At 67.6% G+C, this 14,590-nt stretch carries 12 protein-coding genes, 1 tRNA gene and 3 pseudogenes; 7 read left to right on the forward strand and 9 right to left on the reverse strand.

The features are described 5' to 3' along the window. Nucleotides 1–176 precede the first annotated feature (176 nt). Together KHC24_RS21460 and KHC24_RS21465 are read left to right on the forward strand one after the other, a co-directional pair. Complete coding sequence (locus tag KHC24_RS21460; protein WP_213365548.1) at nt 177–1,034, forward strand: prephenate dehydratase; 858 nt, start codon at nt 177–179, stop codon at nt 1,032–1,034. A gap of 115 nt (nt 1,035–1,149) precedes the next feature. Beyond that, on the forward strand, nt 1,150–2,637 hold the full coding sequence (locus tag KHC24_RS21465; RefSeq protein WP_213365551.1) for a metal-dependent hydrolase family protein: 1,488 nt from the start codon (nt 1,150–1,152) through the stop codon (nt 2,635–2,637). Nucleotides 2,638–2,671: 34 nt separating this feature from the next. Here KHC24_RS21465 and fabI read toward each other — a convergent pair whose 3' ends face one another. From fabI to fabA, 3 genes are all read right to left on the reverse strand, one after another. Continuing rightward, a complete protein-coding gene (fabI, locus tag KHC24_RS21470) occupies nt 2,672–3,508 on the reverse strand; it encodes an enoyl-ACP reductase FabI (protein WP_213365970.1) in 837 nt (278 codons plus the stop codon). A 137-nt stretch (nt 3,509–3,645) separates the two neighbouring features. Beyond that, nucleotides 3,646–4,869, reverse strand: a complete 1,224-nt coding sequence (gene fabB, locus KHC24_RS21475) for a beta-ketoacyl-ACP synthase I (protein WP_213365554.1) — start codon at nt 4,867–4,869, stop codon at nt 3,646–3,648. 153 nt (nt 4,870–5,022) lie between these two features. After that, nucleotides 5,023–5,529: a 3-hydroxyacyl-[acyl-carrier-protein] dehydratase FabA gene (fabA, locus tag KHC24_RS21480; protein ID WP_213365557.1), complete on the reverse strand. Its 507-nt coding sequence runs from the start codon at nt 5,527–5,529 to the stop codon at nt 5,023–5,025. 401 nt (nt 5,530–5,930) lie between these two features. Between fabA and irrA the strand changes: the two genes are divergently transcribed. After that, complete coding sequence (gene irrA / locus KHC24_RS21485) at nt 5,931–6,413, forward strand: iron response transcriptional regulator IrrA (protein WP_271180533.1); 483 nt, start codon at nt 5,931–5,933, stop codon at nt 6,411–6,413. Nucleotides 6,414–7,068: 655 nt separating this feature from the next. After that, nucleotides 7,069–8,670: a GMC family oxidoreductase gene (locus KHC24_RS21490; protein ID WP_213365563.1), complete on the forward strand. Its 1,602-nt coding sequence runs from the start codon at nt 7,069–7,071 to the stop codon at nt 8,668–8,670. Nucleotides 8,671–8,740: 70 nt separating this feature from the next. On the opposite strand, the gene KHC24_RS21495 is transcribed toward KHC24_RS21490, so the two are convergent. Further along, on the reverse strand, nt 8,741–9,382 hold the full coding sequence (locus KHC24_RS21495) for an SH3 domain-containing protein (protein WP_213365565.1): 642 nt from the start codon (nt 9,380–9,382) through the stop codon (nt 8,741–8,743). A 190-nt stretch (nt 9,383–9,572) separates the two neighbouring features. On the opposite strand from KHC24_RS21495, the gene KHC24_RS21500 reads away from it, so the two are divergent. Beyond that, on the forward strand, nt 9,573–10,574 hold the full coding sequence (locus KHC24_RS21500; RefSeq protein WP_213365568.1) for a 2-hydroxyacid dehydrogenase: 1,002 nt from the start codon (nt 9,573–9,575) through the stop codon (nt 10,572–10,574). A gap of 55 nt (nt 10,575–10,629) precedes the next feature. On the opposite strand, the gene KHC24_RS21505 is transcribed toward KHC24_RS21500, so the two are convergent. After that, nucleotides 10,630–11,472, reverse strand: a complete 843-nt coding sequence (locus tag KHC24_RS21505; RefSeq protein WP_213365571.1) for a HesA/MoeB/ThiF family protein — start codon at nt 11,470–11,472, stop codon at nt 10,630–10,632. A 146-nt stretch (nt 11,473–11,618) separates the two neighbouring features. Between KHC24_RS21505 and KHC24_RS21510 the strand changes: the two genes are divergently transcribed. Both KHC24_RS21510 and KHC24_RS25660 read left to right on the forward strand, forming a co-directional pair. Continuing rightward, nucleotides 11,619–11,695 (forward strand) — tRNA-Arg (locus tag KHC24_RS21510). A gap of 148 nt (nt 11,696–11,843) precedes the next feature. Continuing rightward, nucleotides 11,844–12,038: pseudogene (locus KHC24_RS25660) on the forward strand (IS5/IS1182 family transposase); the annotation flags it as partial. Between the two features lie 504 nt (nt 12,039–12,542). Here the strand turns inward: KHC24_RS25660 and KHC24_RS21515 are convergent. The 4 genes and pseudogenes from KHC24_RS21515 to KHC24_RS21530 form a co-directional block, all read right to left on the reverse strand. After that, on the reverse strand, nt 12,543–12,656 hold the full coding sequence (locus KHC24_RS21515; RefSeq protein ID WP_373878559.1) for a recombinase family protein: 114 nt from the start codon (nt 12,654–12,656) through the stop codon (nt 12,543–12,545). Nucleotides 12,657–12,733: 77 nt separating this feature from the next. Then, nucleotides 12,734–13,018: a transcriptional regulator gene (locus KHC24_RS21520; RefSeq protein WP_246547405.1), complete on the reverse strand. Its 285-nt coding sequence runs from the start codon at nt 13,016–13,018 to the stop codon at nt 12,734–12,736. Between the two features lie 198 nt (nt 13,019–13,216). Continuing rightward, nucleotides 13,217–14,202: pseudogene (locus KHC24_RS21525) on the reverse strand (TraB/TrbI/VirB10 family type IV secretion system protein). Between the two features lie 10 nt (nt 14,203–14,212). Next, nucleotides 14,213–14,470: pseudogene (locus KHC24_RS21530) on the reverse strand (TrbG/VirB9 family P-type conjugative transfer protein); the annotation flags it as partial. Nucleotides 14,471–14,590 lie beyond the last annotated feature (120 nt).

The raw sequence follows: 14,590 nt of genomic DNA on the forward strand, positions 1-14,590 counted from the left end.
GCAGGGGGCGGCGGGCGGCGCGGCGTTCCGTCGCGCTTTCGGGATGCTTTGCGGCACGGTGCCGGCCGGGTTGCCGGGCGCCCCGAACGGCGCCGACGCAACGGAACCCGCATCCGCGGCACCGCCGTCTCGAGACGCCACGGGTCGCCGTGCGCGCAGGTGAAGGACGCAACACGATGAAGACCCCCCGCACCGTGGCCTTTCAGGGCGAGCCGGGCGCCAATTCCCACAATGCCAGCCGCGAGCGGTTTCCCGACGCCGTGGTCCTGCCCTGCCCGACCTTCGAGGATGCCTTCGCCGCCATCCAGTCCGGCGAGGCCGATCTCGGCATGATCCCGATCGAGAACTCGGTCGCCGGCCGGGTCGCCGACATCCATCATCTGATGCCGACCTCCGGGCTCAACATCGTCGGCGAGCATTTCCTGCCGCTTTCCCACCAGCTCATGGCGGTGAAGGGCGCGACGCTCGGCACGGTGAAGACCGTCACCAGCCATGTCATGGCGCTCGGCCAGTGCCGCAACATCATCCGCAAGCTCGGGCTGAAGGCGGTGGTCGGCTCGGATACCGCGGGCGCCGCCCGTCTGGTCGCCGAGGCCGGCGATCCCACCGTCGCCGCCATCGCCCCGCGCCTCGCCGCCGACATTTACGGCCTCGACATCATCGCCGAGAACATCGAGGACGAGGCGCACAACACCACCCGCTTCATCCTGCTCTCGCGCGACGCCGACTGGGCGCCGGCCCATAACGGCCCCACCGTCACCACCTTCGTGTTCCGGGTGCGCAACGTGCCGGCCGCGCTCTACAAGGCGCTGGGCGGCTTCGCCACCAACAGCGTGAACATGACCAAGCTGGAGTCCTACCAGCTCGACGGCGAATTCTTCGCCACCCAGTTCTATGCCGACGTCATCGGCCATCCCGACGATGTGCCGCTGAAGAACGCGCTGGAAGAACTTGCCTTCTTCTCCAAGGAGTTGCGCATCCTCGGCGTCTACCCCGCCGACGCCTACCGCATCGCCCTCAGCGCCGGCGAGTAACCCGGCGCACCATCGCCGCGCGCGGGTTGCGCGCGCGGCGCATCTGATTAGGGTGCCGGAGTCGCGAACGGGACGGGAGCGAACCGACGTTCCGAGGCGACCCGGAGGTGCCCTTATGTTCTTTCGTCCCCAGTCCCCTCCCCCCGCCTTTTCCTGCACCGACCCGACCGCCACCGAGGCGGCCGGCCACACCGGCTGCCTCTGCCACCGGCCGGAATTGCAAGCCCTGGCGGCCCGGCTCGATGCCGGCCTGTCGCGACGCGGCTTCGTCGCCGGCATGGCGGCCACGCTCGCCGCGCTCGGCCTCGCGCGCCCGGCACGGGCGCAGGGCGCGCCCGCCGGCCCGCAGCGGGTGCTGTTCACCAATGTCCGGCTGTTCGACGGCACTTCCGCCTCGCTGCGTGACGGCGTGTCGCTGCTGGTCGAGGACAATCTGATCAAGTCCATCGCCGCCGCCACCCCGACCCCGCCGGAAGGCGCGCGGGTGATCGACGGCGGCGGCCGGGTACTGATGCCCGGCCTGATCGACATGCACTGGCACTCGATCTTCGCCGCGCTGCCGCTCCCGGTCATGATGACGGCCGAGCCCGGCTACATCTTCCTTTCCGCCGCCGCCGAGGCCGAGCGCACGCTGATGCGCGGCTTCACCACCATTCGCGACCTCGGCGGCCCCTCCTTCCCGCTCAAGCAGGCGATCGACGAGGGGCTCGCTACCGGCCCGCGCATCTATCCCTGCGGCGCGATGATCACCGCCACCGCCGGCCATGGCGATCTGCGCCCGCTCGGCGAGCTGCCGCGCGCCGCCGGCGTGCCGGGCCATACCGAGCAGTCCGGCGCCCTCGCCATCGCCGATGGCGAGGCGGAGGTGATGCTGCGGGCGCGCGAGCAGCTGATGCAGGGCGCCTCGCAGCTGAAGATGGTGGGCGGCGGCGGCGTGTCTTCGCCGCGCAGCCCGCTCGACGCCTCCACCTTCACGCAAGGCGAGATGGCCGCCGCGGTGCGGGTCGCCGGCGACTGGAACACCTATGTCGCCAGCCATGCCTATGCACCGCAGACGATCCGGCGCTCGCTCGACGCCGGCGTCACCTGCATCGAGCACGGCCATCTGATGGACGAGGAGATCGCGGCGCGGATGGCGGAGAAGGGCATCTGGCTCAGCACCCAGCCCTTCCTCAGCGCCGAGGATACGGGGCCACTGACCGGCCCCAGCCGCGACCGGGCACTGGCGATCTTCGCCGCCACCGACAGCCTCTACGCACTGGCGAAGAAGCATGGCATCAAGACCGCCTTCGGCTCCGACATGCTGTTCTCGCCGGCGCTGGCGCGGCGCCAGGGGGTGATGCTCACCCATCTCGCCCGCTGGTATTCCGGCGCGGAAGCGCTGAAGATGGCCACCGCCACCAATGCCGAATTGCTGGCGCTGTCGGGCCCGCGCAATCCCTATCCCGGCAAGCTCGGCGTGCTGGAAGAGGGCGCGCTCGCCGACATGATCCTGGTCGACGGCAACCCTCTGGAGGATCTGTCGCTGATCGCCGATCCGGAGGCGAAGTTCCGCCTCATCATGAAGGACGGCAAGATCCACAAGGACACGCTCGCCGGCTGACCCGGCGGGCGAGGCTAACGGGGCGGCGCCGGGGCTAGTCCCCCGCCGCCTCGCCGGCTTCCACCGCGTCCTCGATGGTCTTCAGCGCCGCGGGATGCGGCATGGAGATGATGTTGTAGCCGGAATCGACGAAATGCACCTCGCCGGTCACCCCGGTCGACAGGTCGGAAATGAGGTACAGCGCCGCCCCGCCCACCTCGTCGATGGTCACGGTGCGCCGCAGCGGCGCGTGGCGCTTCTGGTAGTTGAACATCAGCCGCGCATCGGCGATGCCGGCGCCGGCCAGCGTGCGGATCGGCCCGGCGGAGATGGCGTTCACCCGCACCCCCTGCGGCCCGTAATCGGCGGCGAGGTAGCGCATGCTCGCCTCCAGCGCCGCCTTGGCGACGCCCATGACGTTGTAGTTCGGCATCACTCGTGTCGAGCCGCCATAGGTGAGCGTCACCAGCGAGCCGCCATTCGGCATCAGCGCCGCCGCCCGCTTGGCGAGCTCGGTGAAGGAGAAGCAGGAGATCACCATGGTGCGCGAGAAGTTCTCCCGCGTGGTGTCGGCATAGCGGCCCTTCAGCTCGTTCTTGTCGGAGAAGCCGATGGCGTGGACCAGGAAGTCGATGGTTCCCCATTTCTCCTTCAGCTGGGCGAACAGCCCGTCGACCGAGGCGAGGTCCTCGACGTCACAGGCCAGCACGGTGTCGCTGCCGAGGCTCTGCGCCAGCGGCTTCACCCGGCGACCCAGCGCCTCGCCCTGATAGGAGAAGGCGAGCTCCGCCCCCTGCCCGGCCAGCGCCCGGGCGATGCCCCAGGCGATGGAATGATCGTTGGCGACGCCCATGATCAGGCCTCGCTTGCCGTTCATCAGGCCGCCCTGCATCAGGTTGCCATGCACCGGATTGCCCTGCGTCAGGCTCATATTCTTCTCCTCGCGGCCGGCGCAACGCCGGTTGGAGCTCTTTCCGACCGGACCATGACGCCCGGTCGACGGGAAAGCACGCTCACGTCAAAAAAGTTTCAGGCGGCGTCGGGATGTTGCAGCACCAGCACGGCATTGGCGCCGCCGAAGCCGAAGCCGTTGGACAGCACCCGGCCGAGCTTGACGTTGTCGACACGCTCGCGGGCGATCGGCATGTCGGCGAAGGCCGGGTCGATCTCGTCGATATGGGCGCTGGCGGCGATGAAGCCGTTCTGCATCATCAGGATCGAGTAGATCGCCTCGTGCACGCCGGTGGCGCCCTGCGAGTGGCCGGTCAGCGACTTGGTGGCGGAGATCGGCGGGCAGCCGGCGCCGAACACCTCGCGGATCGCCTCGATCTCCTTGAGATCGCCGATCGGCGTCGAGGTGGCGTGCGGGTTGATGTAGTCGATGCCGCCCTTCACCGTGGTCAGCGCCTGGCGCATCGCCCGCGCCGCGCCCTCGCCGGAGGGGGCGACCATGTCGGCGCCGTCCGAGGAGGTGCCGTAGCCGATGATCTCGGCATAGATGCGGGCGCCGCGCGCCTTGGCGTGCTCCAGTTCCTCGAGCACCAGCACCCCGGCACCGCCGGAGATCACGAAGCCGTCGCGGTTCTTGTCATAGGGGCGCGAGGCCACCGCCGGGCGGTCGTTATAGTCGGAGGACATCGCGCCCATGGCGTCGAACAGGCAGGACAGCGTCCAGTCGAGATCCTCGCAGCCGCCGGCGAACACGATGTCCTGCTTGCCGTACTGGATCATCTCGGCGGCGTTGCCGATGCAGATATTGGTGGTCGCGCAGGCGGCCGAGATCGAATAGCTGGCGCCCTTGATCTTGAACCAGGTCGACAGCGTCGCCGAAGCGGTGGAGCCCATCGCCTTCGGCACCGCGAACGGGCCGACGCGCTTGGGGCTGCCGTTCTTGCGGGTGATGTCGGCGGCCTCGACGATGGTGCGGGTGGAGGAGCCGCCCGAGCCCATGACGAGGCCGGTGCGCTCGTTGGAGACCTCGTTCTCCTCAAGCCCGGAATCGCGGATCGCCTGTTCCATGGCGACATGGTTCCAGGCGGTGCCGCCGCCGTGGAAGCGCATTGCCCGGCGGTCGACGATCTCGCTGGCGTCGAGCAGCGGCGCGCCATGTACCTGAGAGCGGAAACCGTGCTCGACATAACTGTCGGAGCGGGTGATGCCGCTCTTGCCCTCGCGCAGCGAGGCGAGCACCTCCTGGGTGGAGTTGCCGATCGACGAGACGATACCCATCCCGGTGACGACGACGCGGCGCATAGGCTTTCCTTCCTTGGCGGGTGCCGGCGGCGTTTCTGTCCGCGCCGTGCGAAGCCCTATTCGTGAGTGAGCTCCGGGCAGATGGCACCGGCAGCCCTGGTCGACAAGGCCGTGCGGCCCGCGGGCCGTCGCGCAGCGCCGCCCGTCGCAGGATCAGGTCTGGAACAGGCCGACCTTCAAGTCGCTGGCGCGGTAGATCACTTCGCCGTCAGCCTCGAGCCAGCCATCGGCGATGCCCAGCACCAGCTTCGAGCGCATGACGCGCTTGAAGTCGATGCCGTAGACCACTTTCTTCACCGTCGGCAGCACCTGGCCGGAGAATTTCAATTCGCCGAGACCGAGGGCACGCCCGCGGCCGGGCGAACCGAGCCAGCCGAGATGGAAGCCGACCAGCTGCCACATGGCGTCGAGGCCGAGGCAGCCCGGCATCACCGGGTCGCCCTTGAAGTGGCAGGCGAAGAACCACAGCTCGGGATTGACGTCGAGCTCGGCGCGCACATGCCCCTTGCCGTTGGCGCCGCCATCCTCGGAGATCTCGGTGATGCGGTCGAACATCAGCATCGGGGGCAGCGGCAACTGGGCGTTGCCCGGCCCGAAAAGCTCGCCGCGCCCGCATGCGAGCAGTTCATCGTAGGAGAAGCTGTTCTGCCGTTCGACCATTGCCGCCGTATCACCACGCTTGTCGTTTCGACCGTGAGCGGTAAGGCTGCCGCCCGGTTCTGGCGCTTCCTATCACAGCGCCCTGCCGGCTCAAAGCCACCCCCCGTGCGGCGCTACCGCTCACTGTGTCGGCGGCATGACAGGCGCCGGCCGTGCCACTCTCGCGCTTTCAGATTGGAATGATTACTATAATGCAAGGCATTGTTGCTCTGGCGCGCAGCCTGCGAATATAATGCCAGGTGAAAAACCCGTTGCCCGCGGCCGCTTGCGTCGTGGCGGCATCGCTTTGCAACCGCGAGCAGCGCTGGCCGAAAGGCTGGCAGTTGTCTTGGATTGTCTGTTCGGATCGTGAAATGAGCGAGACTTTTCGCCCTGCCCCTATCGCCGTATCGCGCATGGTGATGGAGGATGACGAACCGGTGCTTCCGGTCGCCCGGCTGCGGGATGTTGCCGCCGCCAGCCGCACCGGCTGCCCGTTCCATGACGTGCGCCATATGTTGCGCGATGTCGGGCTGCGCCCCACCCGCCAGCGCCTGGCGCTCGGCTGGCTGCTGTTCGCCAAGGGCGACCGTCACGTCTCGGCGGAAATCCTGCACGAGGAAGCGATCAAGGCGCGTTTCCCGGTGTCGCTGGCCACGGTGTACAACACGCTGCACCAGTTCACCGAGGTCGGGCTGCTGCGCGAACTCGCCATTGACGGCTCGAAGACCTATTTCGACACCAACCCGTCGGACCACCATCACTTCTTCATGGAAGGCGAGAATCACCTGCTCGACATTCCCAGCGCGGCGGTCGAGGTGGAGCGGGTTCCCGAGCCGCCGGAAGGCTACGAGATCGCCCGCGTCGACGTGGTGGTGCGCTTGCGCCCCAAGCGCCGCGGCTGAGACAATCGCGCGGAGACCGCGCGAGATCATCGACGATTTCAAAAAGGGCCGGTCGCATGACCGGCCTTTTCATTTGCCCATGAACCTCGCGCTCCAAGCTGTAGGTTCCAAGCCGCGCGCTCGAAGCGGCACGCCCGAAGCGTCGCCCCTTCGGCCTCGCCCTTCCTACCCCGCCTCCGGCCGGCTCCCACGCGGTCCCGCCGCATGCCCGCCCCCATGTCCCGCCCCCCCATGCCCCGCCCGCGCCCGAACACGCCGCCCTCTCACCACAGGCGGAGTGGGCGCAACCGATCGCATGCCGGTTCCATCGCTCCGCCGACTGCCACTCGTCGGCGCGGAAGGATCATCCCGACCAGCGGCGTCAGGCACGCTTCCGAACACCTAGCGGGCATCGCGCAGGGCAGCCCCTTCAAATGTGCGAGCAACCGCCGTCGAGCAGGTTCAGGTTCGGCCGGCGTCGATCACCGGGATGCTTGGGCTCGTCACGACCGGTGATCGTTCGACGCCGTCCGGCTGCCGCGCCGCCGGCGAACGGCACTCCGCGCATCGATTATCTTGGAGTTTGCTCTATTTTTGGCGTTGACGATAAATTCAGCTTCCGCGACCATCTCATGGGAGGCTCGGTGAGCCCTCACACCAAGGATGGGGCGGAACGATGGACCATTGGGATGTCATCGTGGTAGGCGCCGGCGCGGCCGGAGCCATCGTCGCCTCCCGGCTCGCCGAGGATCCCGACCGGCGCGTGCTGCTGCTGGAGGCCGGCGGGCGCGACCTGCCGATGCTGCACGGCGTGCCGATCCTCACCGGCTTCCTCGCCAATCACGATATCGGGGTCTGGCGCGACATGACGGAGCCAGATCCCGGCCTCGGCGGCCGCAGCATCGCCTGGCCGCGCGGCCGGGTGCTTGGCGGCTCCTCCTCCATCAACGGCATGGTGTGGATGCGCGGCCGCCCCGCCGATTACGACCGCTGGGCGGCGGCCGGCGCGGCGGGGTGGGACTGGCGAAGCGTCGGGCCTGCCTTCGAGGCGCTGGAGCGCGGCACCGCCGCCAACGCGCCGCACGCCCGGTCTGCGCCATTGCGGCATGTCCCGCTGATGCGCCATGACGGCGACAACCCGCTGTTCGCCGCGTTTCTGGCCGCCGGCGATCAGGCCGGCCATCCGCGGGCCGATGATTTCAATGCCGGCGGGCAGGAAGGTTTCGGCCGCTTTACCGTCAACATCCGCGACGGCCGGCGCATGTCGTCGGCGGCGACCTTCCTGCGCGGGCGCCGGCCGGGCAATCTCACCGTGATAACCGGTGCCACCGCCCGCCGCCTCCGCGTAGCGGCAGGCCGCGCCACCGCGGTGGTGGCGGCGAAGGGCGGCCGCGAGCGGGACTATCGGGGATCGGAGATCGTGCTGAGCTGCGGCGCCGTCAACACGCCGAAGCTGCTCATGCTTTCCGGCATCGGCCCGGCCGGGGATCTGCGCCGGCTCGGCATCGAGGTGGTGCGGGACCTGCCGGGAGTCGGCGCCAATCTGCAAGACCACGTCTTTGCCCGCCTCACCTATGAATGCCGGCAGCCGGTGAGCCTGCAGCCCTTCACCCGCCTCGACCGCGCCGTGCTCGGCGTCGCCCGGGCCTGGGCGTTCGGCTCCGGCGTGGCGGCGCGCACGCCGTTCGCCGTCGGCTTCCTGCTGCGCTCGCGGGCCTCCGAGCCGGAGCCCGACATAGAGGGCCTGTTCGTGCCCGGCCTTTCGACCTACAAGCCGTGGCTGCCGCTGGTGCAGCGCGCACCGCTGCCGCATGGCTTCGGCGTCTCCGCCTATCAGCTGCGGCCGGAGAGTCGCGGGCGAATCACCCTGCGCAGCGCCGATGCGGAAGATGGCCCGCGCATTGTCGCCAACTACCTCGCCACCGAGGGCGACCGCCGCGCGCTGCGCGCCGGGGTGCGGATGCTGGAAGAGGTCATCGCGCAACCGGCCTTCGATGCCTTCCGCGGCCGACGCCTCGCCCCGGACGTCCCGGCCGACCCCATCGCCGCCGATGCCGTCATCGCCCAGCTCTGCGGCACCGCCTATCACCCGGTCGGCACCTGCCGCATGGGCCGCCCCGACGACCCGTCAAGCGTGACGGGTCCCGACCTTCGGGTGCACGGCATCGAAAATCTGCGCGTCGCCGATGCCTCGGTGATGCCGCTGATGACCAGCGGCAACACCCACGCCCCCTCGATGATGATCGGCTATCGCTGCGCCGATCTCATGTGCGGCTGACAACCGCACCCATGGCAGCAAATCGGCCGCATCGTACACCTCACCGGACCACGAGCCGGGGCCAGCTGGACTAGTCGACCTTCTCGCCCGGATAGACCCCCCAAAGCTTCACCTGCTCGATGAAACCCTCGAAACCGGCGCCATAGAAGCGGCACCAGGTTCCGTCGCAATCGCTGACCTGCCCCAGAACCCCGGGCTCCACCTGTGCGGCGACGCGGGATTTCGCGTCGCGACCGCCATAGAGCGAGGTCGGCCCACCCTTGAGCCATGGCCCGACCAGCGCGGTGCGCCGGCTCGACAGCATCGAGTGGTAGACCCACCCCTCGGCGCCGTCGGAATCGCGGATACGCCGCCAATTCTCGAACTCCGCCGTGATCTCCACCGGCAGCCCGGCGCGGGTGAACACCCAGGCCACGCCGTGATCGCGGGTGGGACCCGAGCGCACATTCACCTTGTCGGCCTTGATCGAGACGAAACGCGGCACCGGCAGCCCGCTCTCGCGCCCCACCGGCCCGCTGGTCGCCGGGGCGGAGGATTGCGCCTGCGCATGCGAAAATGTCTTGTGGATCAACGGTTCCGCCGCCAGCACCGCGGTGCCCGCGATCAGCGCGAAGATCAGCGAGCGCCGCGTGTAGCCGCGCGTCAGCCGTCCCTTGCGGCGCTCCTCGCCACCTCGAAGCCTCGCACCGATTCGAAGCGTGGAAATCCGCATCGTTCCTGTCACCTGTTCTCCGCACGCCCCGACCCGCCCGGAGGTAGCCCCCGGCGGCGTGCGCACGCCTGCACCGCGAATGGGTGCTTTTTGTGTTTCGCCGACCCGTCTGCTAATGAGGCACCGTCCCGACTGGACGGCATTTTCCGCCTTCGACGTTAACGGGACCTTGCTCGCGACGGGGATTGAGATGGCCCGCAAGAAGCCGTTGGTCGTGGTGACGCGCAAGCTGCCCGACAAAATCGAAACCCGCATGCGCGAACTGTTCGACGCTCGGCTGAATGTCGAGGATGTACCGTTGACCCAGGCGCAGCTCGCCGACGCCATGGCGACCGCCGATGTGCTGGTACCGGCGATCACCGATCGGATCGATGCGAGGGTGATCGAGGCCGCCGGCCCGAACCTCAAGCTGATCGCCAATTTCGGCAATGGCGTCGACCATATCGACGTCGTCCTCGCCACCGAGCGTGGCATCACCATTACCAACACTCCCGGCGTCCTCACCGAGGACACCGCCGATATGACCATGGCGCTGATTCTCGCCGTGCCGCGGCGGTTGACCGAGGGCGCTTCGCTGATCATCCGCGACGAGGGCGTGTGGCCCGGCTGGTCACCCACCTGGATGCTCGGCCATCGTATCTGGGGCAAGCGGCTCGGCATCATCGGCATGGGGCGCATCGGCCAGGCGGTGGCGCGGCGTGCCAAGGCCTTCGGCCTGCAGATCCACTACCACAACCGTCATCCGCTTCCTGCCCAGATCGAGGACGAGCTCGAGGCCACCTATTGGGACAGCCTCGACCAGATGCTGGCCCGCATGGACATCCTCTCGGTCAACTGTCCGCATACCCCGGCCACGTTCCATCTGCTGTCGGCGCGACGGCTGAAGCTGGTCAAGCGCGACGCCTATATCGTCAACACCGCCCGCGGCGAAGTGATCGACGAGCATGCGCTGATCCGCATGATCGAGACCGGCGAACTCGCCGGTGCCGGCCTCGACGTGTTCGAGCGCGAGCCGGCGGTCAGCCCCAAGCTGCTGAAGCTGGCGCGCCAGGGCAAGGTGGTGCTGCTGCCGCATATGGGCTCGGCGACGGTGGAAGCCCGCATCGACACCGGTGAGAAGGTGATCGTTAACATCCGCGCCTTCATGGACGGTCATCGCCCACCGGACCGCGTCCTGCCGGCGATGCTGTGACACGCATGTCGGGGCGTGCCGGGCATCCTGTCGCCGCCGGCACCGCGGGGATCGGTCAGCGGCGATGGTGCGACAGGTCGGTGATGGTCGGAGCGGTCCCGGTCAGCGGATTGTCCGGATCCCAGCCATAGCTCAGCGTCTCGAAGCGCATCGACAGCGTGTCGATCATCAGCAGGCGGCCCACCAGCCCCTCGCCGAAACCGACGACGGCGCGGATCGCCTCCAGCGCCACCAGCGCCCCGGCGACACCGGCCACCGCCCCGACAATGCCGGCCTCGGCGCAGCTCGGCACGGTGCCGGCCGGCGGCGGCTCGGGAAACAGGCAACGATAGGTGGGATTGGGCGCGCCGTCGGGTCCGCGCTCATGCGCACGCAGCGTGGTCACGGTGGCATCGAAGCGTCCGAGGGCGGCGGTGACCAGCGGCTTGCCCGCCAGCGCGCAGGCGTCCGACACCAGGTAGCGGGTGGAGAAATTGTCCGAACCATCGATGACGACGTCGACTTCGCCGATGAGGTCGAGCGCGTTGTCGGCGGTCAGCCGCACCGCCTCGCCGCGAAAAGCGACATGCGGATTGAGCGCGGCGACGAAAGCCTCGGCGCTTTCGGTCTTCAGCCGGCCGACCGTTTCGGTGGTATGGATCACCTGCCGCTGCAGGTTGGAGAGCGAGACGATGTCGTCGTCGACGACGACCAGTCGACCGACCCCTGCCGCCGCAAGATAGAGCAGCGCCGGTGCTCCGAGCCCGCCGGCGCCGACGACCAGCATGCTCGCCTTCTTGAGCTTCTGCTGTCCCGGTCCGCCGATCTCGCCGAGCACGAGATGGCGGGCATAGCGCTCGATCTCCTCCGATGAGAAGAACGGCTTGCGGGGAGTATCGGCCGGCGCATCGGTGCTCATGACGAGCGCTATATAACCATCGCGCGGCCCGGTGCCATATGGCGGCGGCGGATGCGTCAGCATTTCCTGCGCCGAAGCGCCGCCACATGTTGCCCGCGCGCGGCGCTTCGACTAAGAAGACGACGTCGGGCGCCCGTGCGCCGCTGGCACCCGTAGCTCAGCTGGATAGAGCGTTGCCCTCCGAAGGCAAAGGTCGCACGTTCGAATCGTGCCGGGTGCGCCAATCTTTTCAAGGGGTTAGCGCTTAGTTGCTAACCCCTTAAATGCTGCGGGTAGCACCGGGGTAGCACGCTCCGAATATGGCTTTCCGGCCACTGATGCCGGAACATGGCTGCTGTCGTCACTTCCTAACTATAGAGAGTTAGTGACTGCCAGTGGCGCTAAAGCTCACCGAGGGCCAGGCCCTCGACGGCGTCAGCGCTGCCGATATGCCGGAGGGTTTGGGCGATGGTCAGATCTTGCTCGCCGACCGGGCCTGCGACAGCGATCGTCTCCGCCAGAGCCTCAGCGACCGCGGGGCCTTCGCCAACGTCAGGCCGATAAAAGGCCGCAAGCGAACGCTCGCCTCCGCGACATCGGTCCCGTCAGGCTTTTTCGAGAAGAATATGAAATCTAGTCGGACGATTCTCAATTCGTCGCCGTCTTCTTAGGTCACGCCCAGCGACTCCTGCACCGCTCGGTCTGGGATGCGATACCACGCAACTACTCCCTCCTGCTGCAACTCAGCCGAAAGCACCTTCTCCCACGACGAACCAAAGTCGACGGGGAAAGACCATCGTCATCGCACACGAAGTGCCTCTCGAAGCGTGGCAGATCGCGTTCTGTGCCGTTCGCCTCGCGAACCGTCGTCGGCTGCATCCAAGTGTTGGGGCGAGCAAGGTCAACGTCCAGTAGGTGAGCGCTCGTCTCCCGGATTTGCCGATAAGCCTCTTGGCGTTCGTCGCTCAGTCCCTTGATGGCACCCTTATGCTCGGTCAGCCAATCGTTCGCTAATTTCTCGGCTTGCGTCTCAAGGCGGTCCTTGATCGCCGGCACCAAGCCAAGCACCACGACAACGGTATGGGCTTCAATCAGCGCCGATCATTCGTCGCGGACGCGCCGGCTTCGACGAAGATTTCAACGAGTTCATAGCCGCGCGTGGCGCAGTAGATTTCGCCCTGCTTGCGCTGGTCGGGGATCGACACGTCATGCTCGGCTTGGCGGACCGTGAAGACGCGCAGAGACAGGGCCGCGCGCTGCGCGACATGCTACGTTTGAATGTTCATGGGCGGCCTCCCTTCGCTTCACGCCGCTCGAGCAAAGGCAGTTCCAGTGCTACCCGATCATGCAATACCTTCGGCATGAGCTTTCGGCCCTTGCCGGGCTCCATGCTGACAAGACCATAGCTCGCCATGGCAGGCGCTTGTTCGTCTATGGCGCGCAGCAGTTCGCGATTCCCGCTGGAAAGCACCAGCACGAACGATTCGGTCGAGGTGAACCAAACCTTCCGATCGTCGGCCGCCAGCCTTTCCTCGCCGCGCGCGATCCGCATGGTGCGGGCCTTCATCTGGCCATAGTCGGCAACTCCGACTTTCAAGGTGATTATTGCACGCCTCGCTCCTTCAACACCGCATCCAGCGCCTGCCAGAAGTCGACCAGCAACCTGGCCGCGTCCTCGTAGGCATAGGGCCTTCACAGACTGGAGACGGTGCCGTCTTCACGGGCTTGCCGTCGGCGATGGGGCCGAGTTTCAGCTTGGTCATGGTCAGCTCCGGTAGGGTTCGAGCACCAGGTCGCACGTAACGATGACCCTGACCGGGAAACCGGGCCGGATTGTCAGGGTCGGTGCGACCTGCAACTGTCGCTGGACGATCTGCTGCGCGGCTTGGTTGATGGTGTCCTGCGCGCCATCGCGGATGGCGCGGATCAGGCGGTCATTGTCGTCGGTCGCGAATTCGGCGCCGACGCCGAGCAGGGTCGCGGGTGCGGCAGCCTTGGCGAGATCCCACCAGTGGCAATCGACGCCATCCTCCAGACCGGCATAGCCCTGTCTGTCCGCGCCCAGCTGACGCTCGAGAACGATCGAGCGGCCATTCGGCATGAGATCACAACGCATGCCGCTCATGAGCGCGGCAGAGATGACCGCCCCGGCGTGAAGCACGAAGGGCGATGCTGGCGGTGTGACGCGATCGGGTGTCACGGTACGCCGCTCAGCCGCCGCGTTGAGAAAGGCGAGCTGCTTATCCTGCGCGGTCGGCTGTCTCGCCGCGCCGGCAGCGTCGAAGCCGGGAAGACCCGGCGTCGCTCCGGGCGTCGCTGATGCCGGCGATCCCTGCCGGGACTGGAAGAAGACCGTGCTGGCGCGCGCGGCTTCTTCCTCGGCGCGGCGGCGCTGTTCGGCCTCGTCAACACCCGGGGGCGGGACGACGGGCGGCACGACAGGCTGGCCGGCATTCTGTGCAAACAGGATCGGCCTGCCGAGATCGCCGGGCAGCGTAGGCCAAGGATCGGGCCGGTATAGTCACGCGGCAAGCCGGCGAGACCATCGGCCGGCTGACGATTGGGCGGTAGAATATAGCTCCAAGCCGCCATCGCCGGGGCCGCACGTCTGAAGCGCGTAGATCAGCGCGCCGCCGATCCCGACCCGGGCGACGGCGGCGACGCTGGCGAGCGTTTTTCGCGACAGGCGGGGGAGCGAGGGGCTTCGACGCGAAGGCGCATCCGGGAGGCGTTGGATTCGGCTTCGGTCATGATTGCGGTCCCCGTTGGCACGGACGATCCTGACGGTTTGCCGGCGGTCGCCTCCGCCAAGGCGCAGCTCGGCCGCGCCGAACAGGCGATCAACGATCAGGATATGTTGATAGATGCGGCTGTTGACGATCTGCGCCTCGCCCTAGGAGCCGATGACGAAAATCGGGGGCATCTCGCCCTGCACGATGCTGCTCGGAAATTCGACATAGACGCGGCGGCCGTCGTCATAGACGGCGACCGGTTTCCATGGTGGCGTGCTGCCAGTCATCGCGGAGGCTGGCCCTGACAGAGCGAGAAGGCCCCCTGCCGTCAGCAGGTGGGGAGAAGGGTGCATCCGATCGCTCCGGTTTCGAGTTGATGCCAAGGCTTAGGGATGTCCACCTGCTCT

The sequence above is a fragment of the Ancylobacter defluvii genome, from assembly GCF_018390605.1.
Lineage (GTDB): Bacteria > Pseudomonadota > Alphaproteobacteria > Rhizobiales > Xanthobacteraceae > Ancylobacter > Ancylobacter defluvii.

Coding starts and splice junctions, on each gene's coding strand:
- KHC24_RS21490 (WP_213365563.1), top strand. CDS start 7,069: ATGGACCATTGGGATGTCATCGTGGTAGGCGCCGGCGCGGCCGGAGCC.
- fabB (WP_213365554.1), bottom strand. CDS start 4,869: ATGCGCCGCGTCGTCGTCACCGGGATGGGTATCGTCTCGTCGATCGGC.
- KHC24_RS21520 (WP_246547405.1), bottom strand. CDS start 13,018: ATGAAGGCCCGCACCATGCGGATCGCGCGCGGCGAGGAAAGGCTGGCG.
- KHC24_RS21505 (WP_213365571.1), bottom strand. CDS start 11,472: ATGAGCACCGATGCGCCGGCCGATACTCCCCGCAAGCCGTTCTTCTCA.
- fabI (WP_213365970.1), bottom strand. CDS start 3,508: ATGCAGGGCGGCCTGATGAACGGCAAGCGAGGCCTGATCATGGGCGTC.
- KHC24_RS21500 (WP_213365568.1), top strand. CDS start 9,573: ATGGCCCGCAAGAAGCCGTTGGTCGTGGTGACGCGCAAGCTGCCCGAC.
- fabA (WP_213365557.1), bottom strand. CDS start 5,529: ATGGTCGAACGGCAGAACAGCTTCTCCTACGATGAACTGCTCGCATGC.
- irrA (WP_271180533.1), top strand. CDS start 5,931: ATGGAGGATGACGAACCGGTGCTTCCGGTCGCCCGGCTGCGGGATGTT.
- KHC24_RS21495 (WP_213365565.1), bottom strand. CDS start 9,382: ATGCGGATTTCCACGCTTCGAATCGGTGCGAGGCTTCGAGGTGGCGAG.
- KHC24_RS21465 (WP_213365551.1), top strand. CDS start 1,150: ATGTTCTTTCGTCCCCAGTCCCCTCCCCCCGCCTTTTCCTGCACCGAC.
- KHC24_RS21460 (WP_213365548.1), top strand. CDS start 177: ATGAAGACCCCCCGCACCGTGGCCTTTCAGGGCGAGCCGGGCGCCAAT.